This is a genomic window from Gelidibacter salicanalis, from assembly GCF_007997285.1.
In the GTDB taxonomy this organism is placed as follows: Bacteria; Bacteroidota; Bacteroidia; order Flavobacteriales; family Flavobacteriaceae; genus Gelidibacter; species Gelidibacter salicanalis.
The window spans coordinates 183,469-208,488 of the sequence record NZ_VORX01000005.1; the positions used below are offsets into that span (position 1 = coordinate 183,469).

A 25,020-nucleotide genomic window follows, 5' to 3' on the forward strand; every position below is an offset into this window, starting at 1 on the left:
TGCAGACTCAAAAAAAAATAATAATCAAGTATTAACGAGAGATCACTGTTTATCGAAGGATGAGATTAAGACCTTAATTCATAGACGCTCTCATAATTAAATTTAAGAAATGGCAAGATATACTGGTCCTAAAACTAAAATAGCCCGAAAATTCGGTGAAGCTATTTTTGGAGATGATAAAGCTTTCGAGAAAAGAAACTATCCTCCAGGTCAACACGGTGCTAACAAGCGTCGTGGAAAGAAATCTGAATACTCACTCCAGTTAATGGAAAAGCAAAAAGCTAAATATACTTACGGTATTTTAGAAAAGCAATTCAGAAACATGTTTAAAAAAGCAACAGCTGCACGTGGTATTACCGGTGAAATTTTGCTTCAATTATGTGAATCTCGTTTAGATAACGTTGTTTTCAGATTAGGCTTATCACCTTCACGTAGTGGAGCGCGTCAATTGGTTTCTCACAGACATATTACTGTTAATGGAGAAATCGTAAATATCCCATCTTATCAATTAAGAGCTGGAGACGTTATTGCGGTAAGAGAGAAATCTAAATCTCTTGATATCATTCAAAATTCTTTATCTAACTCTAGCACAGTTTATGAATGGATGACATGGAATAACGAAACTAAACAAGGAACGTTTGTTTCTATTCCTGAAAGAGTTCAAATTCCAGAAAATATCAACGAACAATTTATCGTTGAATTGTACTCTAAATAATAATTAATCATATTGGGAGTTAGCCAAAGGGTTTATTCGTCTTCTTCATACTTATAATCCGCGCAACTAATTAACAATTAAAAAGAAGAATAGTATGGCAATATTAAATTTTCAGAAGCCTGATAAAGTAATCATGATTGATTCAACACCTTTTGAAGGGAAGTTTGAATTTAGACCTTTGGAACCTGGCTACGGATTAACAGTAGGGAATGCTTTAAGAAGAGTATTATTATCTTCTTTAGAAGGATTTGCTATTACATCTGTCAGAATTGAAGGTGTAGATCATGAGTTTTCTACAATTGCAGGTGTAGTTGAAGATGTTACTGAAATTATTTTGAACTTAAAGCAAGTTAACTTTAAGCGTCAAATTGATGAAATTGATAACGAAACTGTTACCATTTCTATCTCAGGACAAGATCAAATTACTGCTGGCGATTTTCAAAAGTTCATATCAGGATTTCAAGTGCTTAACAAAGATTTGGTCATCTGTAATTTAGATTCCAAAGTGAGCATCAATATGGAATTGACTATTGAAAAAGGTAGAGGTTATGTTCCTGCTGAAGAAAATAAAAAAGCTTCTGCACCAATTGGAACCATCTTTACAGATTCAATTTACACGCCAATAAAAAATGTGAAATACGGGATTGAAAACTTCCGTGTTGAGCAAAAGACGGATTACGAGAAATTGGTTTTTGAAATCCAAACAGATGGATCAATCAATCCTAAGGATGCGTTAACTGAAGCGGCTAAAATCTTAATTCATCACTTTATGCTATTCTCTGATGAGCGTATCACATTAGAAGCTGATGAAATTGCGCAGACGGAGACTTATGATGAAGAATCCCTTCACATGAGACAACTATTGAAAACCAAATTGGTTGATATGGATCTTTCTGTACGTGCATTAAACTGTTTAAAAGCTGCAGAAGTTGATACTTTAGGTGACTTAGTATCTTTCAATAAAAATGATTTAATGAAATTCAGAAACTTCGGTAAAAAATCATTAACTGAACTAGAAGAACTAGTAAATGTTAAAGGTTTGAACTTCGGAATGGACTTAAGTAAATACAAATTAGATAAAGACTAGTTAATTTACGATTGTAGATTTTTGATTTGCGATTGATGATTATTCTAATTTTTTCAAAATAAATAATTACTAACGACTCATAATTTGCTCTCCGAAGGGATATGGCAGCAAGATGATGTCAAATTTAAAATGTCATGAGACACGGAAAAAAAATAAACCATTTAGGTCGTAAAACCGCACACAGAAAATCAATGTTGGCAAACATGGCTTGTTCTTTAATTGAGCACAAGCGAATCAACACTACAGTTGCAAAAGCAAAAGCTTTAAAGCAATTTGTTGAGCCATTGATTACAAAGTCTAAAGAAGATACTACACACAACAGACGTATTGTGTATAGCAGAATCAGACAAAAAGAAGCGGTAGCTGAATTGTTTAGAGATGTTGCACCAAAAGTTGGCGATCGTCCAGGAGGATACACACGTATCATCAAATTAGGAAATCGTTTAGGTGATAACGCTGATATGGCAATGATCGAATTAGTGGATTTCAACGAAATTTACAATGTTGATAAGCAACCTAAAAAGAAAACTACTCGTAGAGGTCGTTCTAAAAAGTCTGACGCTGATGTTGCCCCTGTTGCAGCGCCAGTTGCTGATAAGAAAGCCAAAAACGAAGAGGAAGAATAAATGGGTTTACATTTATAATATAAAAGGGGATAAACAGTTTGTTTATCCTTTTTTTGTATATTAACTTCTCAAAATATGTAATCTGCTCCGATATGAAAACCCTATTTTTTATAATTTTATTAGCGTGCAGTGTTTGTACGCAGGCACAAACAAATATTAGTTACAGTCCTTCATCTGGAACTAGTGGTGTAGCCACTATGAATGCGACCTTGTCTGGTGAGAATACTATTGGTGGAAGTGTTTATCTGTTTAAAGAATGGGACCAACCTGCCAAAGTCTTTACCGCTGACAACAAGGTGATCAATGTACCAAACATTAACTACAATGCTAAAAATTCATTTTTTGCTTCTAAGATGACCAATGATTCTATATTTATTTTTCACGGAATAAATAAAGTTGAAGCGCAAGGCAAACGGTTTGATAAAATTGGAGATAAATTTTATGAAGTCTTGTATACTTTTGATGATGACAAGATGTTTTTAAAAGAACACATTGTAGTAGAAAAGCCGGAGTTACATCATATAACTAGTACAGTTATTGGACCTGGGAAATATGTTTTTGAAGAGAAGTATTATCTTTTCACTAATGATGAACTCCTGAGCTTCTGGCCAAGTAAGAAAAATATCCTTGATGCTGTAGATTCTGAAAAATCTGCTGTCAATAAACAAGTAAAAACTCAAAAATGGTCCTTTTCAAAAGAGGAAGACATTATTAAAATTTTTAAGTACTATGACACTTTATAAACAAACACCTTAAAAAAAGGATAAACATTTTAGTTTATCCTTTTTTTTATGCAATTTTGCCAAACTCTTTTCGAATTATGAAATATAATAAGCGTCAAAAAGCCATCATTTTACTTTCAGATGGTACAATATTCCACGGTAAATCAGTAGGTAGAGAAGGTTCTGCCTTTGGAGAAGTTTGTTTTAACACGGGAACTACTGGTTATCAGGAGATTTTTACAGATCCTTCCTATTATGGTCAACTAATGGTTGCCACCAACGCCCATATTGGTAATTATGGCACCCATGCTGACGAAGTAGAATCAGATGATATTAAGATCTCTGGACTCATTTGTAAAAATTTTAGTTATAACTATTCAAGAGCTTCGGCGGAAGGTTCTTTAGAGGATTTTTTCAATAAAAATAACCTATTGGCGATTTCAGATGTTGATACGCGTGCTTTAGTGACCTATATCAGAGAAAATGGGGCTATGAACGCGGTCATTTCAACAGAAGTGGACAATGTTGAAGGGTTGAAAAAACAATTGGCAGAAGTGCCTGAAATGGACGGTTTGGAACTTGCTTCTAAAGTGAGTACGACTGAACCTTATTTTGTGGGCGATGAAAACGCAACCTACCGCATTGCCGCTTTAGATTTAGGAATAAAGAAGAATATTCTCAGAAATTTCGCCAAACGCGATGCGTACATTAAAGTGTTTCCATACAATGCCACTTTTGAGGATATGAAGGCATTTAATCCAGATGGTTATTTTCTTTCTAATGGTCCTGGAGATCCTGAACCTTTAGAGAATGCTATTGCTTTGGCTAAAGAAATAATCGATCATAATTTGCCGCTTTTCGGAATTTGTCTCGGTCACCAAGTAATCGGGTTGGCAAACGGCATTTCAACTTACAAGATGCACAATGGTCATAGAGGGATTAATCATCCGGTTAAGAATTTAGTGACTGGTAAAGGAGAGATTACCTCTCAAAATCATGGATTCGCCATTAACAAGGAAGAAACAGAACAGCATCCTGATTTTGAAATAACGCACATTCATTTAAATGACCACACGGTTGCTGGGATGCGTATGAAATCTAAAAATTGCTTTTCGGTACAATACCATCCTGAAGCAAGTCCGGGTCCGCAAGACGCCTCGTATTTGTTTGATCAGTTTATCGAGAATATAAAAAATAAATAGTGTAAAAACCTCAAAGATCCGCAGTGTTCTTTGAGGTTTCTTCATAGCGCAAACAATATCGCTCTTTTTAAATGTAAATCTGAAAACTGAGTGGGCAATTAGAGTAACAATTTCGTAAATTAGCAAAGCTCGGCATTACCGGAAACGACAGAAGAATCTAATGCTGACTATAAAAATTATAAACAACAGCACTAAAAAATTATAACAATGAGTATCATCATCAACATTCATGCAAGACAAATTTTTGATTCACGTGGCAATCCTACTATTGAGGTAGACGTTGTTACAGAGAACGGAATCATGGGACGCGCTGCGGTACCTTCAGGTGCTTCGACGGGAGAACATGAGGCTGTAGAACTTAGAGATGGTGGGAAAGCTTACATGGGCAAAGGCGTGCTGAAAGCAGTTGAAAATGTCAACACTATAATAGCTCAGGAACTTCTAGGAACATCAGTGTTTGAGCAAAACAAAATTGACCAAATGATGATCGATTTGGACGGGACCAAAAATAAATCAACATTAGGTGCTAACGCTATTTTGGGTGTTTCTTTAGCAGTTGCTAAAGCAGCAGCAGGAGAGTTGGGCATGCCGTTATACAGATACGTAGGCGGTGTTTCAGCCAATACGCTTCCTGTACCAATGATGAATATCATTAATGGAGGCTCACATTCTGATGCGCCTATCGCGTTTCAAGAATTTATGATCATCCCAGTAAAAGCGAAAAGTTTTACCCATGCCATGCAAATGGGATCTGAAATTTTTCATAATCTAAAAAGTGTATTGCACGATAGAGGTTTAAGTACTGCTGTTGGCGATGAAGGCGGTTTTGCGCCAAACTTAGCTGGAGGTACTGAAGATGCTTTGGATACCATCAAAAAAGCGGTTGATAAAGCAGGGTATACTTTAGGTGATGATGTGATGATCGCTTTAGATTGTGCAGCTGCAGAATTTTATGTGGATGGCAAATATGATTATACCAAATTTGAAGGCGAAACTGGAAAAATAAGAACCAGTACAGAGCAAGCCGATTATTTGGCAGAATTAGCATCTAAATACCCAATTATTTCTATTGAAGATGGCATGGATGAAAATGACTGGGATGGGTGGAAATACCTCACTGAGAAAATTGGAGATACCGTGCAACTGGTGGGTGACGATTTGTTCGTGACCAATGTAGAGCGCTTGTCTAAAGGCATTGAAAATGGTATTGCCAATTCAATCCTAATTAAAGTGAACCAAATTGGAACGTTGACCGAAACGATTGCCGCAGTTAATATGGCGCATAATGCAGGTTATACTTCAGTAATGTCGCACCGTTCAGGAGAGACTGAAGACAATACTATTGCTGATTTAGCTGTTGCTTTAAACTGTGGACAAATTAAGACAGGTTCAGCATCACGTAGTGACCGTATGGCCAAATACAACCAATTGTTACGCATTGAGGAAGAATTGGAGAATGTGGCTTATTTTCCACAAAACAAAGCCTTTAAACTGAAATAAACCTCAAGTTTTAAAACGTATATAAAAGCCCATTCGTTAATTCGTACTGGGCTTTTGGTATGGTAACCACTGGGTAGGCGTCAAAATTGTAAGTAAACGTCGTTTTAAAGGACAGGTTTTCCCAAATTTTGAGCAGAATGCTGGTGGTGCTGGATAGTCGGTAGTCATTAAACGCATCCAAGCGTGGTTGGTAATAACTCGTGCTTATAATTCCTAAGGTTTCTGTAGGGTAGAGGCTAATGAGATATAAGTGCTCGCCCGCAGATTTTCGTTGACGTTGTTCGCTTCAATTTTTGAAGCTTTCTCATATTCGTACATGATGAGCGTTCCTAAATAAAATCTATAATCATCATTGCTAGACAGTTTGAATCGAGGACCAATTCCTAATAAGCCTCTAAAATCAATTTCGGAAATCGCATCGTACTGTGCCTGGGCAAAGGCTTCCATCTTTACCGTCTCCGTCAGTCGGTGGTTGTACCGCAAATGCTGAGTGCCTTTGTTTACAAAAGATTCGCCTGCTGCTTTTTCAAATTTTAAATCATTGACAAATAACCATAATTCTTTGGAGTTGTTATATTGAATATGGGCTTTATTGGCAATTTTAAAAATGCTGTTTTTGTTTTTTATAAAGCTCGCATCCAAACTTAATGATCCGATCCATTTAGCTGAATCCGTCTTCTTGCGCATGGTTTCTATATTAATCACCTGTGACTGCGCCACACTGCCAAAAAGCACTAAAAGTATCAAAATTAAAAATCGCATAGTATCCTGTAATTTGTTTAATATGATATAATTATCTTTTTTGGATAAAGAGCTTACTGCCGTACAATACGTTAGCAGATGCCAAAATTAACAAAATCCGAAAGAACACCCACGGGATATGCCACGTTATACATAGATTTTATTAATATTAAGATTGCTAAAATGCTCGTGCGTTGCTTTCAAAATAGTGATATATTTCGTAAATTCGTGACATCACTTTACAATTACAAACTCAAAATAAACTTATAGATACATATGTCAGACAAAGCTACGTTAGAAATAGACGGTAAAAAATACGAATTCCCACTAATTGTAGGTACTGAAAAAGAAGTTGCCATTGATGTCAGCACTTTAAGAAGTACTACAGATAGTGTTATCACCCTCGATCCAGGCTATAAAAACACAGGATCCTGCCAAAGTGCCATAACATTTTTAGATGGTGAAAAGGGCGTGTTAAGATACCGCGGTTATTCCATAGAGGAATTGGCTGAAAAAGCAGACTTTCTTGAAGTAGCGTTCTTGCTTATTTTTGGTGAATTGCCAACTAAAGAACAATTGGACAAATTCCACTCAGATATTAAAGCACAATCAGTTGTTGATGAGGATATTCGAAAAATAGTAGATGCATTTCCTAAGTCAGCGCATCCAATGGGCGTTATTGCATCGCTTACAAGTGCATTAACAGCCTTTAATCCATCTTCTGTCAATGTCGATTCTGAAGAAGATATGTATAAGGCTATTGTTAAGATTTTGGGTAAGTTCCCAGTTTTGGTGGCATGGACCTTCCGTAAAAAGAATGGTTTGCCATTAGATTATGGTGACAAAAACTTAGGCTATGTAGAGAACATTTTGAAAATGATGTTCAAGCAGCCTAACGAAGATTATAAAATGAATCCCATTGTTTTAAATGCTTTGGATAAATTATTAATTCTTCATGCTGATCATGAACAAAACTGTTCTACATCAACGGTAAGAATTGCAGGATCATCCCATGTTGGATTATTTGCATCGCTTTCTACAGGTATTTCTGCATTGTGGGGACCACTTCACGGTGGCGCTAATCAAGCGGTTTTAGAAATGTTGGAAGGCATTAATGCTGATGGTGGTGATACTGATAAATATATGGCAAAAGCCAAAGACCGCGAAGATCCATTCCGTTTGATGGGCTTCGGTCACCGCGTGTACAAAAACTTCGATCCAAGAGCTAAAATCATTAAAAAAGCTGCCGATGAAGTGTTGAACGACTTAGGTGTTGAAGATAAAATTTTAGAGATTGCAAAAGCTTTAGAACAAGAAGCGTTAAAAGATCCTTATTTTGTAGAGCGTAAACTGTATCCTAACGTTGATTTCTATTCAGGAATCATTTACAGAGCTATGGGCATCCCAACAGATATGTTTACGGTAATGTTTGCTTTAGGACGTTTACCAGGTTGGATTGCACAATGGCGTGAAATGAGATTGAATAAGGAGCCAATAGGCAGACCGAGACAAATCTATATTGGAGAAACTTTAAGGTCTTTCAAATCGATCGATAAGCGTTAATACGATATTAATAATGCAGAAAGCTTCATTTTTTTTAGATGAAGCTTTTTTTATACTTTAGATTATGCTGAAATTGAATATTAAAAATGAAACCTCCCGTTTAAGGGCCGTGGTTTTAGGAACAGCGGTGAGCAATGGACCCACGCCGGGAATTGATGAGGCCTACGATCCTAAATCGTTGGAACATATAAAAGCGGGTACCTATCCAATAGAAGCTGACATGGTAAAAGAAATGGAAGCTGTTGCTAAGGTTTTGGAGAAGTATGACGTAAAAGTGTACCGTCCAGATCAAATTGAAGACTACAATCAGATTTTTGCCAGAGACATTGCTTTTGTGATTGATGATCTTTTTATCAAAGCCAATATTCTTCCCGATAGGGAGAAAGAATTGGATGCGATTCAGTACGTAATCGATCAAATTGATTCACAAAAAGTTGTTCGTCCACCTGAAGAAGTACACGTGGAAGGGGGAGACGTGATGCTCTGGAACAATCATATATTTATTGGCACCTACAAAGGGAGCGATTATAAAGATTACATCACCGCCCGTACCAATATGGAAGGTGTCAATTATATAAAGCAATTATTTCCTAACAAAATTGTTAAAGAATTCGATTTGGTAAAATCGAGAATAGAACCAAGAGATAACGCGTTGCATTTGGATTGTTGTTTTCAACCCGTAGGAAAAAATAAAGGAATTATTTATAAGAGTGGTTTTAGGGAAGAAAGCGACTATATGTATTTGGTCAATTTGTTCGGCAAAAACAATCTCTTCCATATTACTCGAGAGGAAATGTACCACATGAACAGTAATATCTTTTCAATTTCTGAGGATGTGGTCATTTCCGAACAGAAATTCACCCGTTTAAATAAGTGGTTGCGCCAGCAGGGATTTACTGTTGAAGAAGTCCCTTATGCCGAAATCGCTAAGCAGGAAGGCTTGTTGCGCTGCAGTACGATGCCGCTGATCAGAGATTAATAACTATAGTTATAACTTTAAAAACTGGAATAGAAAGACATCTTTTTGCTCCGGTTTTTTTGTGGGTACTGATGCCGTTTTATATTGCGAATTTAGCAGAGGTTAAAACGAGCACACAGCAGCATAAGATCACATTATATCTCGATTTTTCAGTCCAATAAAAATAGAATAGGAATCCGAGATTGATGAGAGCGTAAATGCCAAGCGTAGTATGGACAAAACCAGACTCCTCTTGAAAAAACACTGAGGCGGTAAGCGTAATAATATTGCTGGTAACAAAATAGGAAAGCGCTGCCAAAATATGTTTCTTTTTTGATGTGTTATCAAATGCATCACCTAAGAATAACTTCACAGGAAAAAAATAAATACTGCTGATGACAGCTATTACTAAATACGCAACTACCGGCACCACATTCTTAACGGTTAAGAAGTAGAGTACACTGATCAGGAGAACTAACACATAATCCCTTTTTATAAAGGTTTTATAATCCATATGGCATTTAGTAGAATTAATGAGCTAGCCGCAGGTTAAACTGGGAGCTGGGCATCTAAGATATATAAAAACACAGGAGTTATGCTACAGAAAAATCTGATAATAAAATAAGAGATTATTTTCCGTACAGGAAATAATTGTTCACCAAATCGATATAAATGCGTTTGGCTTCAGCTTCAGATACACTCTTAATTTGGAAGAGCGCATTAGTCTTAAAGGCGTTGATGATAGGCTTCTTGCTTCGCGGACCGGAATAGTCGTTTGTAGCCTTTTTATAATAGGCGTACAGACGAAGTAGTAAATCAGCAGGGAATGCACCTGTATAACTATTAATGCGTTCTACAGCCTCTCTAAATTCAATATCTAAGTTGTCAGAAGTCATTTTGTTTCAGCAATCACACTAATCCCGCCTTTTACTTTTTGGTTGAGTTCTACTTTTATATCGGCATCAAGAGGTAAAAAGAGATCGACCCGCGATCCGAATTTTATAAATCCAGAATCAGCCCCTTGGGTAGCCATCGCATCTACTTTAGCGTAATTGACAATCCGTTTGGCCAAAGCTCCGGCAATCTGACGGTAAAGTACCTGACCAAAGGTCTGGTTTTCTACAACTACTGTAGTACGTTCATTGTCTTCACTAGCCTTTGGATGCCAAGCGACAAGATATTTGCCCGGGTGATACTTGCTATACACTACTTTACCACCAATAGGATACCGGGTAACGTGTACATTAATAGGCGACATAAATACAGACACCTGAATGCGCTTATCTTTAAAAAATTCCTTCTCAAAAACTTCCTCAATTACCACAACTTTCCCATCGACAGGAGAAAGGACATGGTTATCATGAAGCGTTCCTAAACGTTTTGGGTTTCTGAAAAACTGTAGTATTATGAGAAAAAACGCTATAACTAAAAGCATTAAGGTAGTCCTTAACCAGGATAACGTAACAAAATAATCAATGCTCATAATGGCTATAACAACTAGTGCAATAGAAATCATGACTATTTTATGGCCTTCTTTATGAAACATATGGGAATAATCTTAAAAATAAATATAAAAATGGTGCTGCAAAAATAATACTATCTAACCGATCTAACAAGCCGCCATGGCCAGGCATGATCACGCCACTGTCCTTTACGCCCGCTTGTCGTTTAAATTTAGACTCTATCAAATCGCCTAAGGTACCAAATACACTTGTAATGATAGCCAATATCAACCAATTGGTAAAATCTAACTTGCCCGTAAGCATGGCAATAAAATAACTGGCTATACAAGCAAAAAATAAGCCACCTAAAAATCCTTCAAAGGTCTTTTTAGGAGACACACTAGGGAACAGCTTTTGTTTTCCAAAATTTTTGCCTATTATGTAAGCTCCAGTGTCATTAACCCAAATCAATACAAAACACCCCAACAATAACATTGGTGTAAATTCTTTGCCATTGTTAGCAATCATAATTAAAAATATAAACGCACTTGTTAAATAGAATGTTGTGAGGATAAACCGTTTTGATTCGAACAGCGGAATCGTTTTTTCTGAAAACAAATCCTTAATTAAGAACAACTGCACGAAAATGGTAATGGTCTGTAAAATTTGAATCGCTTCCTTAAAGCCTGCATCGGTTTCCGGAATGAGCGCCCAGATGCTAAACCCGAGATACATTGTCGTAAATACGATGTATGGGGCTTTACTTTCAAGTTGTATAAGTTTCTTGAATTCAGCCATGCAAATAAGTCCAAAGATAAAAAAGAGAACCACCAATACATACTGCCAATATATGGATAGTATGAGTAATGATATATAGATAGCGCCAGAAATGGCTCTTGTACTAAATTCCTTCATTTGTGATTTTTAAATAAATTTAATGACAAATGATACATTTTTATATAGACTTCTGGACATAAAATAAAGTAAAAAATTTCATTATAAATCTTCGAGAAGTAGCAAATATAGGTTTTTTGAGCTACTTCCATAAGTAAGAAAGTCTTTATCTTCTAAAGTCTTAAAATGCTTGATGGTGGTGATATTGGTAGGAATGCGATCTTTATTCTTGTTTTTGATGCCTCTTAAGCCTTCTCCAATGTTTTCAACAAATTGACTGGTTGTGGCGTAGATAATGAAATTGGCAGGAAGATCTCTTAATTTTTTTTCAGCAATTTGATTGGAGGAAATGAGTAAGGATCCGTCATCTGCAATTAAATATTCGCAGGTAGATAGAAAATATTCGCTTTCTGATGCTTTCTTTGTATCTCTAAGGTGAAAGTCCTTGAACAAATCTTTGAGTCGTGAATCAAGTAAAAAGACATTCTTGTCTTCCCAATTATTTTCTTGAAGAATGTTTTTTAAGGTCTTGTAGATTTCTTCCATATTTTCACAATACAGAAACTTTCCACCGTTGGCCTTAAAATTTATAGTAAATTTCTCGTCTATAGGCAGCTTGATTTCAGGCATATATTTGCCTCTCTCTTCGCTTTTTATGTTATCTTCTGGCGTACTTTTTAAGCCGAAAATTTTACGAAATAGACTCATGTAGGGGGTGCTATTAACCTAGGTTTTACCCTAGTTTCAATAATGAATTCCTCAAATATAAAAAAACTTAAATTAACATTAGATTAATTTAAGTTTTTTATATGAATTTGAATTAAAGGTGTTATTAAATTGGGTCGGTGTTTTTAATGTCTTCTACCGCAATCTCAATTTCTTCCGCAATAGGTTTGGACTCATTTTGAAGTCTTTCGTGTTCCAAGACATCTTTTTCAAATGGACGACGTCCAAAAATACGTTCTAAATTGTCCTTAAAGATGACCTCTTTTTCAAGAAGCTCTTCAGCCAATTCTGTCAACTTATCTTTATTCTCTTCAAGAATTCTGATGGCGCGCGCATATTGTTCCTCAATGATCACAGAAATTTCTTGATCAATCAATTCGGCAGTTTGCTCACTATAAGGTTTTGTAAATCCGTATTCAGATTGTCCTGAAGAATCGTAATAGGTTAAATTTCCTACTTTTTCACTCAACCCATAAACTGTAACCATGGCACGAGCTTGTTTGGTTACTTTTTCCAAATCGCTCAAAGCACCGGTAGATATCTTATCAAAAATAACTTTTTCAGCAGCACGACCTCCTAGGGCAGCACACATCTCATCAAGCATCTGCTCTGTCCTTACAATCAGGCGTTCTTCAGGAAGGTACCAAGCAGCTCCTAAAGAGCGGCCACGTGGTACAATTGTTACTTTTACCAAAGGTGCTGCATGTTCCAGCATCCAGCTGATTGTCGCGTGTCCTGCTTCGTGAAAAGCCACGGCACGTTTTTCATCAACCGTGATAATTTTATTCTTTTTCTCCAGACCACCAATGATTCTATCTACAGCGTCTAAGAAATCTTGTTTATTAACCGCCTTTTTTCCTTTACGCGCAGCAATTAATGCCGCTTCGTTACAGACGTTGGCGATGTCCGCTCCAGAGAATCCAGGAGTTTGTCTTGCAAGGAAATCAATATCTAAATCCTCAGCTTTTTTAATCGGTCTTAAATGCACTTCAAAAATTTCTTTACGCTCCACAATATCCGGAAGGTCCACAAAAATTTGACGGTCAAAACGACCAGCACGCATCAGTGCTTTATCTAAAATGTCGGCTCTATTGGTTGCAGCTATAACAATGACGTTTGTATTGGTTCCAAAACCATCCATTTCAGTTAAAAGTTGATTCAGGGTGTTTTCACGCTCGTCATTAGAACCGGACATCGCATTTTTACCTCTCGCACGACCAATAGCATCAATCTCATCAATAAAAATAATTGAAGGCGACTTTTCTTTGGCTTGTTTAAATAAATCTCTAACTCGAGATGCGCCTACACCGACAAACATCTCAACAAAGTCTGAACCGGATAGTGAAAAGAACGGTACTTTTGCTTCACCAGCAACTGCTTTTGCCAATAAAGTTTTACCAGTTCCTGGAGGGCCAACCAAGAGGGCGCCTTTAGGTATTTTACCACCTAAAGAGGTATATTTTTCAGGTGTTTTAAGGAAATCTACAATTTCTTGAACTTCTTCCTTAGCACCTTCTAATCCGGCAACGTCTTTAAATGAAGTCTTCACATCAGTGTTTTCATCAAATAATTTTGCTTTCGATTTCCCGATGTTAAAGAGTTGTCCGCCTGCGCCGCCACCGCCGCCAGAAGACATACGTCTCATAATAAAAATCCAAACACCAATAATTAATACAAATGGCAACAGTCCTAATAGAAAATCTCCCCAAACATTATGTTCCGTCTCAAAAGTGACTTCAGTGCTGTTTAAGTTATTTTCATTTATAATGGATCTGACCTCTTCCTGAAACAATGCTAAATCACCAAATTCAAACCTATAGTTTGGACTAGGCGTCACTGAAGGAAGAATATTGTTTGGTTTTGTGCCTTTATGAGTGTCTGTACTAAGAGCCTCATCGGTCAAATACACTTTAGCTTCTCTATTATTTACGATTTCTACTTTGGCTACATCGCCTTTTCGTAAATACTCAAAAAATTGAGAAGGTGTCGTGGTTTTAGCATCTTGCCCACCAAAGCCACCAGAGAATATTTGCACCGCAAAGAAAGCAGCAATCACCAAACCATAAATCCAGTATGGACTTAACTTTGGTTTTTTGTTTAAATTTTTATTTTCTTTTGACATTAATCTTTTTTTAGTAACTAGTTTCTATAACGGTTGTTTTAGCGTCCCCCCAAAGGCTTTCAATATCATAATACTGTCTGAGGTGTTTTTGGAACACATGTACGACAACGTGAACATAATCAATTAAAACCCATTCAGCATTTTCACTTCCTTCCACATGCCAAGGATGGTCTTTAAGTGTTTTGCTGACTTTCTTTTGAACTGCATTAACAATGGCGTTAACTTGTGTGTTTGAGTTTCCTTCACAAATAATGAAATAGTCACAAACCGTGTTTTCGATCTCCCGTAGATCAAGTATTTTTATCTCTTTTCCTTTGACGTCTTCAATACCAGCTATTATAGTGGTAATCAGTTCATCTGAGTTGTTATTTTCTTTCGCCATTAATTTAAATTAAATTTGTGCAAAGTTATTATAATTTTAGTTGTTTTAAGCCTTAAAATCTCATAAGAAAATTATAAAATCTCAAAAGCTTGCACATGCGTATTATCAAACTTGATGCCATTGATTCCACCAACACTTACTTAAAAAAGCTTAGTGTAGCAGGCCATGCCGAAGATGGACTTGCCCTAGTAGCTAAATTGCAAACCCAAGGCCGCGGACAAATGGGTACGATATGGGAAGCCCAGGAAGCCAAGAACCTTACCTTTAGTGTATTTAAGGACGTTTCGTTTTTAGAGGTAAGCCAGCATTTTTATATCAGTATGGCCGTGTCTTTGGCGGTTTTTGAAGCACTAAATAGTCTCGGTTTAAAGGATGTAAAGGTGAAGTGGCCTAACGACATTTTGTCAGATAATAAAAAGATTGCTGGAATCTTGATTGAAAATGTCATCAAAATGAACGTAATATCAGGATCCGTCATAGGAATCGGACTCAATGTAAACCAGACTGACTTTTCGGCTTTGCCCTCGGCGTCTTCTTTATTATTACTCTCTGGGCAGGTTCATAACCTAGATGAAGTTTTGGATGTGATCTTGAAACAGATTGAAATTCATTTTAATTACTTGAAACAGGAAGCATTTAGTTTTTTAAAAGCTTCCTATGAATCACAATTGTTTAGAAAAGACAAACCTTCAACATTTACAAATGCTGAAGGCTCGCTGTTTTCTGGATATATTGTTGGAATCTCAAATCACGGACAACTCTTAATTAAAGTAGAAGACGAGATTATAAAAAGATTCGATTTTAAAGAAGTTGCACTGCTATATTAGTTGATTGCTTTTGGCATATTGCTCACCAAAGTCTCAATAAATTTAGAGATTGGCCCTTTAATCATCATGCCCATCATCGCGTTAAAATCGCCTTCAAAGGTCAATTTTACCTCGCTCTGATCAGTGCCGGTTTCTTGGATATCGCCAGTTAAGGAAAAGTCTAATTTTCCACCAGCAGCGCCTAAAACAATTTTGTGTGGGGCTACGGCCTCTTTTTTCTTTAAAACAATTTCTGGCATTCCTTTTAAGGCAAAAAGAAACTTATCCTCTCCCAATACCTCAAATTTACTAATGTTATCAGGCATTAATTGTTCGAAGTTTTTGACGTCTGATAAGAATTCAAATACTTCTTGCGGGTTTTTCTCAACGGTTACTGTTGGTGATTGTAAATTCATTATCGTATGTTGTATTTATACTAATTAGATTTCAGAAGGTTCTTTGGTGTGTAAACCAACTAATTTGAGTTGATATTCACTCAAAAAGCATTCCATTCACTAGGATTTGCATTCCAAGCGGCCAAAACTTCTTGTTCCTTTGTTGTAATGTACTTGGTGTCTAAAGCCTGTTCTAAAAGGCATTCGTAATTACTTAAAGTGTGTAAGGTAACGTCAGCTGCCTTAAAGTTGTTAATCGCCACTTCAAATCCGTAGGAGAAAATGGCAATCATCCCTTTAACGTTAACACCAGCATCTTCCAATGCTTTTACGGCATTGAGACTGCTTTTTCCGGTACTAATTAAATCTTCAACCACAACTACATGCTGTCCTTTTTCAATGTGTCCTTCAATCTGGTTTTGACGACCATGACCTTTGGCTTCCGGTCTTACGTAAACAAAAGGAAGACCTAAATATTCAGCAACTAAAACCCCTATGCCAATGGCGCCTGTAGCCACACCTGCAATTACATCTGGTTTGCCATAGTGTTGCTCAATATGTTTTGCCATAGTTTCGCGCACGTAATTGCGAATTGGCGGGTAGGAGAGCACAATGCGGTTATCACAGTAAATTGGGGATTTCCAGCCAGAAGCCCAAGTAAAAGGTTTATTCGGCTGAAGTTTTATCGCGTGAATCTGCAATAGCAGTTCAGCGGTTTTTTTAGCGGTTTGTTTATTAAAAATCATGACACAAAATTAAACAATTTTATAGATTTTAAATTCAAAATATTAATGAAAAATTTTTTTCAAAAAGACTGCTGTGAATCAAAATATTATATTTTTACAAATTCAATATTTTCATAATAGAAAAGATGTATAAAGTTTTTGTAAACGACAAGCCTATTATTCTCACCACCAAAGTTAAGAAAGAAAAAGATTTCAAAAACTATCTGTTGAGTACTGTAAATATTGGAAAAGTGATCAAGGAACTCAATTCTACTGACCTTGAGGGCGCCCGGTTAATTGGTAAAAGTGAAGAAAAATTGTTGAAATCTTTCCTTAAACTACTGCCTAATGTCATTGCCGGTGGTGGGAAAGTATATAATGAAAAAGGCGAAGTGCTTTTTATATACAGAAATGATAAGTGGGATTTGCCAAAAGGGAAGATTGAAGGCAAAGAAAGTATTGAAGAAACTGCCCTACGTGAAGTTGAAGAGGAAACTAAGGTTAACGGTTTAAAAATAATCGCACCATTAGAAACGACTTATCATATATTTAAGCGTAACGGAAGGCACCAACTCAAAATTACCTATTGGTTTGAAATGCAAACCAATTATAACGGATGTCTAGAGCCGCAAGAGGACGAGGGTATTACAAAAGTGGCATGGCTCAATCCGCAGCAAATTAAAAACGCTATGGAAAACTCTTACGCCAACATTAAAATTTTAGTCTAGTAGCATCACATAACTCGATACACCGGATACTGTAGGTGCGCTTTTTCGTAATATCTACTCTGCTTATGCAACCATTCTAATTGTGTATACCAACTTTTTGTGAACTCAGGATCAGATTTCTTTTTAGTTTCAAACGCCAATCTTAAAATTGGATTAGTTTTCAATAAGTCAGCAGCTACATCTTCCCAGGCGTAAGGTGAAAAGCCTTCCTTTTGCTGAAGGATCATATCAAAGAAATTCCAATTAAAAAAGGAGTCTGGTGCTTCTGGTTCTAATGTTTCCATCAGGTATCGAAATGCGTTCTGATGTGTAGGCACATAGTAATCGCCTTTTCTAAATGTGATGTCCGTTTGTAATGTGTTGACTTTGGTATTGTAATGCTGGTAGTGTCCTTCATAAGCTTGGTTTCGGGTTTGGAAGCGGTCAATGGTATAGCTTTCTACTGCAACTGTAGTGTCCTTATCTAGTATTCTCATTTCTACATGATTCAATTTCATTAAATCGATCACGTTCCACCATCCTTGTGGAATGATATAAGCGGTTGGGATCACCACTTCCTGTGTAGGTATAAATTGATTTTGGTAGGCGACTGCTTTGGTAAATGGCTTGTTCCGGTCGTAATACAAGCGGTTGCTTCCGGTGATGCTGCTCGGAATCATTTGGCCGTCATAGCCTTTAAACTGTAATGTGGTCGATTTAGTGGTGTCAACCGTCCAAGCCAAAGCATAGGTTTTGGACGCTTGTAATTGTGTTAATGCTTGAGCTCGTAAGACTTTAATTTTTTCATGATCGCGTTCTAAAATATCCAGCATACTTTTCATCAACTCATAGGTACCTTCTACCCGAGGTTTGTAAGGTTTGAGCATGTGGGTTTCTACCATCATGCCCAAAGTGTTGAACAGCGCAGTATAACCGGTGGAGTAACGTGGCGAATCATAAAACTGACTAAAGCCAGCTTCTGGAACTTTATTAAAAACATTGACATATGGTGTGATGTCCCAATTTTTTGCAGCTAATCGGTGTTCTAGACTTGGCATCATTTCTGTATGAAGATACTGGCCTAAATCTCCACCCAATTTATTGTGTTGTGTAAATAAATGGGTGAGCGTGTATTGATAGTCTGCACCATTGCTTACATGATTATCAATAAAAACCGCTGGCTGTACCAAATGGTAAATTTGGGTAAAGGTGCGGGCGTTTTTAGTGTCTGCTTTTATAAAATCCCTGTTCAAATCATAGTTTCTGGCGTTGCCTCTAAAACCATATGCTTTCGGACCGTCTTGATTGGTTCGTGTAGTAGAGGTTCTATTTAAACTGCCCCCAACATTGTAGATAGGAATTGTGACTACTACCGTATGCTTCGGACTTACGATTTTGCCTTGTGCCAAATCTCTAAATAATAGCATGGTGGCGTCAATCCCATCCGGTTCTCCTGGATGAATACCATTATTGATCAGCATAATTTGTTTAGAGACTCTTATCTTGTCAAAGTTAAAATTCGCATCAGGGTTGTAGGTAACCATATGTAGTGGTTTGCCGGAATCAGTCTCCCCAATACTATCCAATTTAATCTCAGGATAAGTTATGGCTAAAAGCCGATAATAATTAATAACCTCCTGATATGTCCCTGTTTCAAGTCCGTTACTATTTTCAAAGACCGTCAAAAAATCTAAGGTTGTATTTTTATTTTGTGCAACGGTAGTTAGGCCGATAATGAAGAAGAGCAAAAAGGTTTTCATGGAGAATTTTTTTCGATTAAAATCAGAGTGCGATGTGCACGTCACACTTAAAATCTTAAGGCTGAATTAAAAGCACTTAAGCTTCCAAAATTAATGAAATTAAACTAGTTTTACAGCCATAAAATGTACTTCAATATGCAACAAACCACAAATACAATTTTAATGATTCGTCCTGTGAATTTTAGGAAGAATGAACAAACGGCCGTCAATAATTATTTTCAGGAAGACTTAGAACTTAAAAACTCTGAAATCAATAAAAAAGCACAAGCTGAGTTTGATGCCTTTGTGGATAGATTGCGTGCTGTGGGCGTTAATGTGATTGTTGAAGAAGATGACAAATTAAATGATACTCCAGATTCTATCTTCCCTAATAACTGGGTGAGTTTTCATGAAAATGGCGATCTTGCTTTGTATCCAATGTTTGCTGAAAACCGAAGAAAAGAACGTCGTGAGGAGTTGTTTACCCGTTTGGAAGCGGAAGGTTTTGAAATTGAAAATATTATTGATTATACCAGTGCTGAAGAAGATCATTTCTTTTTGGAAGGGACAGGAAGTATTGTTTTAGACCGGGTTAACGGGAAGGCCTATTGTGCCTTATCTGCAAGAGCAGACGAAGACTTATTTATTGAATTTTGTGAAGATTTTGATTATCATCCTATTGTGTTTACCGCATATCAAACTGTAGATGACCAACGTTTACCAATTTACCATACTAATGTGATGATGTGTGTAGGCGATACTTTTGCAGTTATTTGTGCTGATAGTATTGACGATAAAAAGGAACGCAAACATGTGCTGAAACATCTTAAAGAAGATGGGAAGGAAATTGTGGCCATTACCGAAAAGCAAATGCATCATTTTGCGGGCAATATGTTACAGGTCAGTGGCGCTGATGGTAAATGCTATTTGGTGATGAGCCAAGCGGCACACGAGAGTCTAACGCCGCATCAAATTGAAAAACTGACTGCACATTGTGACATTCTTTCTAGCAATTTAGAAACTATAGAAACCTGCGGAGGTGGAAGTGCTCGCTGTATGATGGCGGAAGTCTTTTTACCAAAAGCATAATAATAATAATAATAATAATAATCCTATAAAGAATCAAGATCGCTGCGCTGTTAGTCCCGATTGCTATCGGGACAAGAATAAAGACTTGCTTGCAACTAACTAACTGACTAACAACGATCATTTAAATTCAAATCATCAAATCACTCTTGGTAGAAAAGGATATTAAAAATTAAGGTATCATATTAAAAAACTCGTAATGTCTGTTGATCTAAAGGAGTTTGTCAACTTATATGTTTGCCGAACACTAATGAATAACAATAAAAGCTTGATGTTGTATGCGACACGTCAAGCTTTTTTCTTTTAACTCTCCGTTTTTACTTTTGGAAGCTCTACATAGAATTTCGTTCCTGCGTTAGGAGTGCTTTCTACCCAAATGCGGCCTTGATTAAGTTCCACTAATTCTCTACAAATGGTCAAGCCTAATCCAGTACCTTTTTCATTTTGGGTGCCAACGGTGGTAAAGTTGTTGTTTTGAAACAGTTTTCCTAAATTTTCTTTGGCAATGCCTACACCAGTATCTTCTACACAAATCAAAGATTTTCCGCCAACATCGCGGTTAGAAACCGTAACAATGTCGCCAACTCGACTAAATTTTACAGCATTAGTAATGAGATTTTGAATAATGATTTCTACCATGCTTTTATCGGCATAAATAAATTCGCGTTGCGATTCATCTATTACGACAATGCGTTTTTGTTCTATTTTCTGATCGACTAAATTAAGTTTACTATGAAAAATGTCTTGAATGTTGAACAGTTCTGGCTTTGGTTCAAGATTTTGCATTTGAGATTTGGACCAATTTAACAGATTGAATAGCAATAAAGAAGCATTATTTGCATTCTCACTGAGTTCCGGTATCAATTCATTAAATTCTTCTCTGCTGATACTGTCCTCTTTTAAGAGATCTAAGAAGCCTTTTATTGAGGAAATCGAATCTTTTAAATCATGCGAAACAATAGAAAATAAACGGTCTTTTACTTTATTCGTTTCTTCCAGATGATGGGACTGTTCCAATATCGCATCGTTTTGCAGTTGAATTTGTTTATTCTTTTCCTCAAGTTCTTGAGTGTAGGTAATCGTGTTTTTACGTTTCAAATAAATCAAAAGTAAAACCGTCAACACACCAAGGAAACCAACAATAAGTACATAAGATAATAGTTGTAAGTTTTTGACCTGTTTGGTGCTGCTCGGCGATTCGTCATCGGTTGGCGCACTAAGTAAATCCTTATCAGTAGTGGCAAAAGACGCTTCAGTAGACTCTATATTGTCAGAAAGTTGAGGTTGGTTCTCAAATTCCAATTGTTGTTTCAAATTGAAATATTCGCGCTGCCAACGGTAGGCATTTTGATATCTACCTTTGGTAGAATCCAAAGTCATCAATAGTTGGTAATTTTTTAAAAGCTCCTGGTTGTTGCCAGCGGTTTTGGCTAGTTCGTGAGCTTCATAAATTAGGGTTTCGGCGTTTCGAGTTCTATTTTGCTCAAGATTTAAAGCACCCATAGAATTGAGTGCTCGTAAAATGCCTTCTTTATTATTGATATCACGATTGTATTTTAGACCCTCAACCAAATAGTCATTAGCCTTATCGTAAGCTTTAAATTTTAAATATTCTTCTCCAATCCTAGGCAATACTTCACCTCTTAAATCTTGGTCGGTTTCAGGATTGAGCATGGCCAAAACAGCTTCGTAATATTCAATAGCCTTTCGGTGTTCCTTTCGTCTGGAATATAATTGAGCAATATTTTTAGTAGATTGTTTTATTCCTGCACTGTCTTGTAAACGCTCCCTAATCCTTCGGGTTTTTAAATTAAACTCCAATGCTTTGTCAAATTGATTAGTGTTGTAATAGGCTTCAGCCAAATTGTTATACGCGAAACTGAGCTCATCATTTAAATTGAGTTCCTCAAAGATGCGTATGGCGGACAAGCTATTAGCCAATCCAATACTATAATTACCTCTTTTAATCTCGACCAGCCCTATACTATTGCTCACTTTAGCAACACCTAAAGTGTCTTTAAGTTCTTGGTAAATTTTTCTCGATTTATTGAAATGATCAAGGGCATTGAAATAATCATTCCTATGGGTATAAATAAGAGCTTTGTAGTAATTGGCCTCGGCCACGCCTTTCGGGTAATTGATGGATTGCGAAAGCTGTTCGGTTTCTGAAATATACATCAACGCTTTTGTGTATGCTTCAGTTTTGTACAGCGCTTTAATGAGGTGGATGGAGGTAACTACTTTAGAGGAATCCTGTTTTTGATAAGCTAATTGTACAGCAAGGCTATCTATCTCTATGGTTTGGGAATGACCAAAGACGACAGCAAAAAAGGCAGCTAACAGGAGTAACTGTTTCATTTTTTGATGCAATGAGTTATAAATTGTAATGCTGATGCGATAGAGCTTGCCTTGAGGGAGAGGTGAGGCACGTTCACAATATACAATAACAATAATGTTAAGGATTCTATATGGTTTATCAACGTAATTGGAACCTTGATTTAATAGCTTGACCAAAAATGGATAAAAGGGTTTGCAAATGCTAATTTTTAGGTCTTAATGCCAAAAAATTAGTTAAAGTGACTCCTGATCTTTTTTGCAAAAATAACTTCCTCGTTGAATGGTAAAATTCTAGGAATAACGGCACAAACGCCCGTAAAATGCATCTGCGCGAAATACTAATCCGTATTTTTATTAGCGGGTTAAAAATCAATTATTTAGATAGAATGGTTATTCAATTTAAATGGCAATACGCTCAGAAATAAACATTTAAAAATGAGACAGTATTGGTCACCTTATAAGCCAAGTTATCGAAAGTGTCCTTTCTTCCAATTGGCTGCGTTATGAGACCTTGTGTTGTGCACATTAATCCATCTCAGCATCAATAAATTTTAATTAAAACCCTATCTTTGCACACTTAAATTTAACATGAGATGAATCTTCAGGAAACCATATCACATCAGGTAAAGAATGCGGTTAATGCTATTTTTGCCGCCAATTTAGAGTCGGTAGAATTACAAACTACCCGCAAAGAATTTGTTGGCGATGTCACGGTAGTCATATTCCCAATGCTGCGTGTGGTTAAAGGGAATCCGGTTCAAATTGGCGAGCAAATTGGCCAATATCTCATGGAGAAGCTTCAAGTGATCAAATCGTTTAATGTGGTGAAGGGCTTTTTGAACATTGAAATTGAACCTGCACATTATCTAGAAGTTTTCGAAACGATAAAGGATAATGATAGCTTCGGTTTTGTAACCCCTCAAGCAGATGACAAAGCGGTCATGGTGGAATATTCTTCACCAAATACCAATAAACCGTTACACTTAGGACACATTCGCAACAATTTATTAGGATATAGTGTTTCCGAAATTTTGAAAGCTTCAGGGAAAAAAGTTTATAAAACTCAGATCATTAACGATAGAGGCATCCATATTTGTAAAAGTATGTTGGCCTGGAAACGTTATGGTGATGGTGAAACTCCAGAATCGTCAGGTTTAAAAGGCGATAAGTTGGTGGGGAATTATTACGTGAAATTTGATCAGGAATATAAAAAAGAAATTCAAGAACTAATCACTCAAGGAAAAACTGAAGACGACGCTAAAAAGGAAGCACCGATTCTTACTGAAGCACAAGAAATGCTCCAAAAATGGGAAGCAGGCGATGTGGAAACAGTTTCACTTTGGGAAACCATGAACGCCTGGGTGTATACAGGTTTTGATGAAACATACAAAAATTTAGGAGTCGATTTTGATAATCTCTATTACGAAAGTCAAACCTATCTTTTAGGTAAGGAATTTGTAGCGGAAGGTTTAAAATCGGGCGTATTCTTTCAGAAGGAAGATGGTTCCGTCTGGTGTGATTTGACCGAAGACGGCTTGGACGAAAAAATTGTTTTAAGGTCAGACGGTACTGCCGTGTACATGACCCAAGATATTGGTACAGCCATTCAGCGGGTAAAAGATTTTCCTGATGTAGGTGGCATGGTTTACACCGTAGGTAATGAGCAAGAATACCATTTTCAGGTTTTGTTTTTAATTATCAAGAAACTCGGCTTTGATTGGGCTAAGAATTTATTCCATTTAAGTTATGGGATGGTCGATTTGCCTTCAGGAAAAATGAAGAGTAGGGAAGGGACGGTTGTTGATGCGGACGATTTAATCGTGGAAATGGCACAAACCGCTGAGGAAATTTCGGAAGAATTAGGCAAATTGGAAGGTTATTCTGCTGAAGAAAAAGAAGAACTTTATAAATCCATCGGACTTGGCGCCTTAAAGTATTACATCTTAAAAGTAGATCCTAAAAAGCGTATCTTATTTGATCCTAAGGAATCTATCGATTTTCAAGGTAATACGGGGCCATTTATACAATATACTTACGCTCGAATTCAGTCCATTCTAAGAAAAGCAGATGCCAAAGCTACGTTCGATGCAACAACAATTGAACTGCATCAAAAGGAAAAAGAACTGATTAAGCAGCTTTTATTGTTCCCAGAAGTGGTGCAAAATGCGGCAGAGCAGCATAGTCCGGCGCTGATTGCTAATTACACTTATGATTTGGTAAAGGAATTCAATTCATTTTATCAGAATGTGTCTATTTTAGGTGCTGAAAATGAAAATGAAAAAACCTTTAGAGTGGCGTTGTCTCGAAAAGTTGCCGTGACCATTAAAAGTGCTTTTGGTTTATTAGGTATTGACGTTCCTGAACGCATGTAATTTTTTAATTAAACTTATAGAATAACAGAGAAGCGCCCTAAGTAATGTCAGTTAAGCGCAACCCGGTTTTTAGCGGGATCTGAATTTAAATGGCTGATAAGGATGGCATGATGATATTAATTCAGCCTTTTGGTTTTATAAATAGACATCAAATATGTAAATTTGCAACTCAA

General features: G+C 36.7%; 25 protein-coding genes. 12 read left to right on the plus strand and 13 right to left on the minus strand.

Going from position 1 to position 25,020, the window contains the following annotated elements; translation table 11 throughout:
- Window positions 1-109: 109 nt before the first annotated feature.
- The 6 genes from rpsD (at window position 110) to eno (ending at window position 5,852) form a co-directional block, all read left to right on the plus strand.
- Window positions 110-715 carry a 30S ribosomal protein S4 gene (gene rpsD / locus ES711_RS11875; RefSeq protein ID WP_146893519.1) on the plus strand — a complete coding sequence of 202 codons (606 nt, stop codon included), beginning with the start codon at window positions 110-112 and terminating at the stop codon, window positions 713-715.
- 94 nt (window positions 716-809) lie between these two features.
- Window positions 810-1,802 carry a DNA-directed RNA polymerase subunit alpha gene (locus tag ES711_RS11880; RefSeq protein WP_146893520.1) on the plus strand — a complete coding sequence of 331 codons (993 nt, stop codon included), beginning with the start codon at window positions 810-812 and terminating at the stop codon, window positions 1,800-1,802.
- 134 nt (window positions 1,803-1,936) lie between these two features.
- Window positions 1,937-2,428 (plus strand): 50S ribosomal protein L17, encoded by a 492-nt coding sequence (gene rplQ / locus ES711_RS11885; protein ID WP_146893521.1) that lies wholly within the window; start codon window positions 1,937-1,939, stop codon window positions 2,426-2,428.
- A 92-nt stretch (window positions 2,429-2,520) separates the two neighbouring features.
- Window positions 2,521-3,171: a hypothetical protein gene (locus tag ES711_RS11890; RefSeq protein ID WP_146893522.1), complete on the plus strand. Its 651-nt coding sequence runs from the start codon at window positions 2,521-2,523 to the stop codon at window positions 3,169-3,171.
- A 77-nt stretch (window positions 3,172-3,248) separates the two neighbouring features.
- Complete coding sequence (gene carA, locus ES711_RS11895; protein ID WP_146893523.1) at window positions 3,249-4,352, plus strand: glutamine-hydrolyzing carbamoyl-phosphate synthase small subunit; 1,104 nt, start codon at window positions 3,249-3,251, stop codon at window positions 4,350-4,352.
- 207 nt (window positions 4,353-4,559) lie between these two features.
- Window positions 4,560-5,852 (plus strand): phosphopyruvate hydratase, encoded by a 1,293-nt coding sequence (eno, locus tag ES711_RS11900; RefSeq protein WP_146893524.1) that lies wholly within the window; start codon window positions 4,560-4,562, stop codon window positions 5,850-5,852.
- 10 nt (window positions 5,853-5,862) lie between these two features.
- Here eno and ES711_RS16625 read toward each other — a convergent pair whose 3' ends face one another.
- A complete protein-coding gene (locus ES711_RS16625) occupies window positions 5,863-6,093 on the minus strand; it encodes a DUF481 domain-containing protein (RefSeq protein ID WP_146893596.1) in 231 nt (76 codons plus the stop codon).
- On the minus strand, window positions 6,066-6,614 hold the full coding sequence (locus tag ES711_RS11910) for a DUF481 domain-containing protein (protein ID WP_146893525.1): 549 nt from the start codon (window positions 6,612-6,614) through the stop codon (window positions 6,066-6,068). The genes ES711_RS16625 and ES711_RS11910 overlap by 28 nt, the downstream gene beginning before the upstream one ends.
- Window positions 6,615-6,869: 255 nt before the next feature.
- Here ES711_RS11910 and ES711_RS11915 point away from each other — a divergent pair, with 255 nt between their 5' ends.
- Together ES711_RS11915 and ES711_RS11920 are read left to right on the plus strand one after the other, a co-directional pair.
- On the plus strand, window positions 6,870-8,156 hold the full coding sequence (locus ES711_RS11915) for a citrate synthase (protein ID WP_146893526.1): 1,287 nt from the start codon (window positions 6,870-6,872) through the stop codon (window positions 8,154-8,156).
- 64 nt (window positions 8,157-8,220) lie between these two features.
- Entirely contained in the window at window positions 8,221-9,135 is a 915-nt protein-coding gene (locus ES711_RS11920) for a dimethylarginine dimethylaminohydrolase family protein (protein ID WP_146893527.1), read from the plus strand.
- 79 nt (window positions 9,136-9,214) lie between these two features.
- Here the strand turns inward: ES711_RS11920 and ES711_RS11925 are convergent, their stop codons facing one another.
- The 7 genes from ES711_RS11925 to rsfS form a co-directional block, all read right to left on the minus strand.
- Complete coding sequence (locus ES711_RS11925) at window positions 9,215-9,628, minus strand: hypothetical protein (RefSeq protein WP_146893528.1); 414 nt, start codon at window positions 9,626-9,628, stop codon at window positions 9,215-9,217.
- Between the two features lie 115 nt (window positions 9,629-9,743).
- A complete protein-coding gene (locus ES711_RS11930) occupies window positions 9,744-10,010 on the minus strand; it encodes an acyl-CoA-binding protein (RefSeq protein ID WP_146893529.1) in 267 nt (88 codons plus the stop codon).
- Window positions 10,007-10,660 (minus strand): phosphatidylserine decarboxylase family protein, encoded by a 654-nt coding sequence (locus tag ES711_RS11935; protein ID WP_146893530.1) that lies wholly within the window; start codon window positions 10,658-10,660, stop codon window positions 10,007-10,009. The genes ES711_RS11930 and ES711_RS11935 overlap by 4 nt, the downstream gene beginning before the upstream one ends.
- Window positions 10,650-11,471 carry a phosphatidate cytidylyltransferase gene (locus ES711_RS11940; RefSeq protein ID WP_146893531.1) on the minus strand — a complete coding sequence of 274 codons (822 nt, stop codon included), beginning with the start codon at window positions 11,469-11,471 and terminating at the stop codon, window positions 10,650-10,652. Before ES711_RS11940 ends, ES711_RS11935 begins: the two co-directional genes overlap by 11 nt.
- Window positions 11,472-11,552: 81 nt before the next feature.
- Window positions 11,553-12,158 carry an LUD domain-containing protein gene (locus ES711_RS11945; protein ID WP_146893532.1) on the minus strand — a complete coding sequence of 202 codons (606 nt, stop codon included), beginning with the start codon at window positions 12,156-12,158 and terminating at the stop codon, window positions 11,553-11,555.
- 124 nt (window positions 12,159-12,282) lie between these two features.
- Window positions 12,283-14,298 (minus strand): ATP-dependent zinc metalloprotease FtsH, encoded by a 2,016-nt coding sequence (gene ftsH, locus ES711_RS11950; protein WP_146893533.1) that lies wholly within the window; start codon window positions 14,296-14,298, stop codon window positions 12,283-12,285.
- 10 nt (window positions 14,299-14,308) lie between these two features.
- On the minus strand, window positions 14,309-14,680 hold the full coding sequence (gene rsfS, locus ES711_RS11955) for a ribosome silencing factor (RefSeq protein ID WP_146893534.1): 372 nt from the start codon (window positions 14,678-14,680) through the stop codon (window positions 14,309-14,311).
- Between the two features lie 95 nt (window positions 14,681-14,775).
- Here rsfS and ES711_RS11960 point away from each other — a divergent pair, with 95 nt between their 5' ends.
- Window positions 14,776-15,507, plus strand: coding sequence for a biotin--[acetyl-CoA-carboxylase] ligase (locus ES711_RS11960; protein ID WP_146893535.1), 732 nt, complete (start codon window positions 14,776-14,778; stop codon window positions 15,505-15,507).
- Here the strand turns inward: ES711_RS11960 and ES711_RS11965 are convergent.
- Together ES711_RS11965 and pyrE are read right to left on the minus strand one after the other, a co-directional pair.
- A complete protein-coding gene (locus tag ES711_RS11965) occupies window positions 15,504-15,902 on the minus strand; it encodes an SRPBCC family protein (RefSeq protein WP_146893536.1) in 399 nt (132 codons plus the stop codon). The genes ES711_RS11960 and ES711_RS11965 overlap by 4 nt on opposite strands.
- 80 nt (window positions 15,903-15,982) lie before the next feature.
- A complete protein-coding gene (gene pyrE / locus ES711_RS11970; RefSeq protein ID WP_146893537.1) occupies window positions 15,983-16,627 on the minus strand; it encodes an orotate phosphoribosyltransferase in 645 nt (214 codons plus the stop codon).
- Between the two features lie 125 nt (window positions 16,628-16,752).
- Between pyrE and ES711_RS11975 the strand changes: the two genes are divergently transcribed.
- Complete coding sequence (locus ES711_RS11975) at window positions 16,753-17,334, plus strand: NUDIX hydrolase (protein ID WP_146893538.1); 582 nt, start codon at window positions 16,753-16,755, stop codon at window positions 17,332-17,334.
- Window positions 17,335-17,339: 5 nt separating this feature from the next.
- On the opposite strand, the gene ES711_RS11980 is transcribed toward ES711_RS11975, so the two are convergent.
- Window positions 17,340-19,073 carry a M14 family metallopeptidase gene (locus tag ES711_RS11980; RefSeq protein ID WP_146893539.1) on the minus strand — a complete coding sequence of 578 codons (1,734 nt, stop codon included), beginning with the start codon at window positions 19,071-19,073 and terminating at the stop codon, window positions 17,340-17,342.
- Window positions 19,074-19,208: 135 nt separating this feature from the next.
- Between ES711_RS11980 and ctlX the strand changes: the two genes are divergently transcribed.
- Window positions 19,209-20,141 (plus strand): citrulline utilization hydrolase CtlX, encoded by a 933-nt coding sequence (ctlX, locus tag ES711_RS11985; RefSeq protein WP_146893540.1) that lies wholly within the window; start codon window positions 19,209-19,211, stop codon window positions 20,139-20,141.
- Between the two features lie 300 nt (window positions 20,142-20,441).
- Here the strand turns inward: ctlX and ES711_RS11990 are convergent, their stop codons facing one another.
- Window positions 20,442-22,496 (minus strand): ATP-binding protein, encoded by a 2,055-nt coding sequence (locus ES711_RS11990; RefSeq protein ID WP_146893541.1) that lies wholly within the window; start codon window positions 22,494-22,496, stop codon window positions 20,442-20,444.
- A 572-nt stretch (window positions 22,497-23,068) separates the two neighbouring features.
- Here ES711_RS11990 and argS point away from each other — a divergent pair.
- Window positions 23,069-24,847 carry an arginine--tRNA ligase gene (argS, locus tag ES711_RS11995; RefSeq protein WP_146893542.1) on the plus strand — a complete coding sequence of 593 codons (1,779 nt, stop codon included), beginning with the start codon at window positions 23,069-23,071 and terminating at the stop codon, window positions 24,845-24,847.
- Window positions 24,848-25,020 lie beyond the last annotated feature (173 nt).

Bases quoted from the DNA above. Each gene is read 5' to 3' on its own strand.
- ES711_RS11930 (WP_146893529.1), bottom strand. From the start codon at position 10,010: ATGACTTCTGACAACTTAGATATTGAATTTAGAGAGGCTGTAGAACGC.
- ES711_RS11945 (WP_146893532.1), bottom strand. From the start codon at position 12,158: ATGAGTCTATTTCGTAAAATTTTCGGCTTAAAAAGTACGCCAGAAGAT.
- ES711_RS11975 (WP_146893538.1), top strand. From the start codon at position 16,753: ATGTATAAAGTTTTTGTAAACGACAAGCCTATTATTCTCACCACCAAA.
- ES711_RS11940 (WP_146893531.1), bottom strand. From the start codon at position 11,471: ATGAAGGAATTTAGTACAAGAGCCATTTCTGGCGCTATCTATATATCA.
- ES711_RS11925 (WP_146893528.1), bottom strand. From the start codon at position 9,628: ATGGATTATAAAACCTTTATAAAAAGGGATTATGTGTTAGTTCTCCTG.
- ES711_RS11960 (WP_146893535.1), top strand. From the start codon at position 14,776: ATGCGTATTATCAAACTTGATGCCATTGATTCCACCAACACTTACTTA.
- argS (WP_146893542.1), top strand. From the start codon at position 23,069: ATGAATCTTCAGGAAACCATATCACATCAGGTAAAGAATGCGGTTAAT.
- rsfS (WP_146893534.1), bottom strand. From the start codon at position 14,680: ATGGCGAAAGAAAATAACAACTCAGATGAACTGATTACCACTATAATA.
- ES711_RS11890 (WP_146893522.1), top strand. From the start codon at position 2,521: ATGAAAACCCTATTTTTTATAATTTTATTAGCGTGCAGTGTTTGTACG.
- ES711_RS11980 (WP_146893539.1), bottom strand. From the start codon at position 19,073: ATGAAAACCTTTTTGCTCTTCTTCATTATCGGCCTAACTACCGTTGCA.
- ctlX (WP_146893540.1), top strand. From the start codon at position 19,209: ATGCAACAAACCACAAATACAATTTTAATGATTCGTCCTGTGAATTTT.
- ES711_RS11920 (WP_146893527.1), top strand. From the start codon at position 8,221: ATGCTGAAATTGAATATTAAAAATGAAACCTCCCGTTTAAGGGCCGTG.
- pyrE (WP_146893537.1), bottom strand. From the start codon at position 16,627: ATGATTTTTAATAAACAAACCGCTAAAAAAACCGCTGAACTGCTATTG.
- ES711_RS11880 (WP_146893520.1), top strand. From the start codon at position 810: ATGGCAATATTAAATTTTCAGAAGCCTGATAAAGTAATCATGATTGAT.
- ES711_RS11915 (WP_146893526.1), top strand. From the start codon at position 6,870: ATGTCAGACAAAGCTACGTTAGAAATAGACGGTAAAAAATACGAATTC.
- ES711_RS11935 (WP_146893530.1), bottom strand. From the start codon at position 10,660: ATGTTTCATAAAGAAGGCCATAAAATAGTCATGATTTCTATTGCACTA.
- carA (WP_146893523.1), top strand. From the start codon at position 3,249: ATGAAATATAATAAGCGTCAAAAAGCCATCATTTTACTTTCAGATGGT.
- ftsH (WP_146893533.1), bottom strand. From the start codon at position 14,298: ATGTCAAAAGAAAATAAAAATTTAAACAAAAAACCAAAGTTAAGTCCA.
- rplQ (WP_146893521.1), top strand. From the start codon at position 1,937: ATGAGACACGGAAAAAAAATAAACCATTTAGGTCGTAAAACCGCACAC.
- eno (WP_146893524.1), top strand. From the start codon at position 4,560: ATGAGTATCATCATCAACATTCATGCAAGACAAATTTTTGATTCACGT.
- rpsD (WP_146893519.1), top strand. From the start codon at position 110: ATGGCAAGATATACTGGTCCTAAAACTAAAATAGCCCGAAAATTCGGT.
- ES711_RS11910 (WP_146893525.1), bottom strand. From the start codon at position 6,614: ATGCGATTTTTAATTTTGATACTTTTAGTGCTTTTTGGCAGTGTGGCG.
- ES711_RS11990 (WP_146893541.1), bottom strand. From the start codon at position 22,496: ATGAAACAGTTACTCCTGTTAGCTGCCTTTTTTGCTGTCGTCTTTGGT.
- ES711_RS11965 (WP_146893536.1), bottom strand. From the start codon at position 15,902: ATGAATTTACAATCACCAACAGTAACCGTTGAGAAAAACCCGCAAGAA.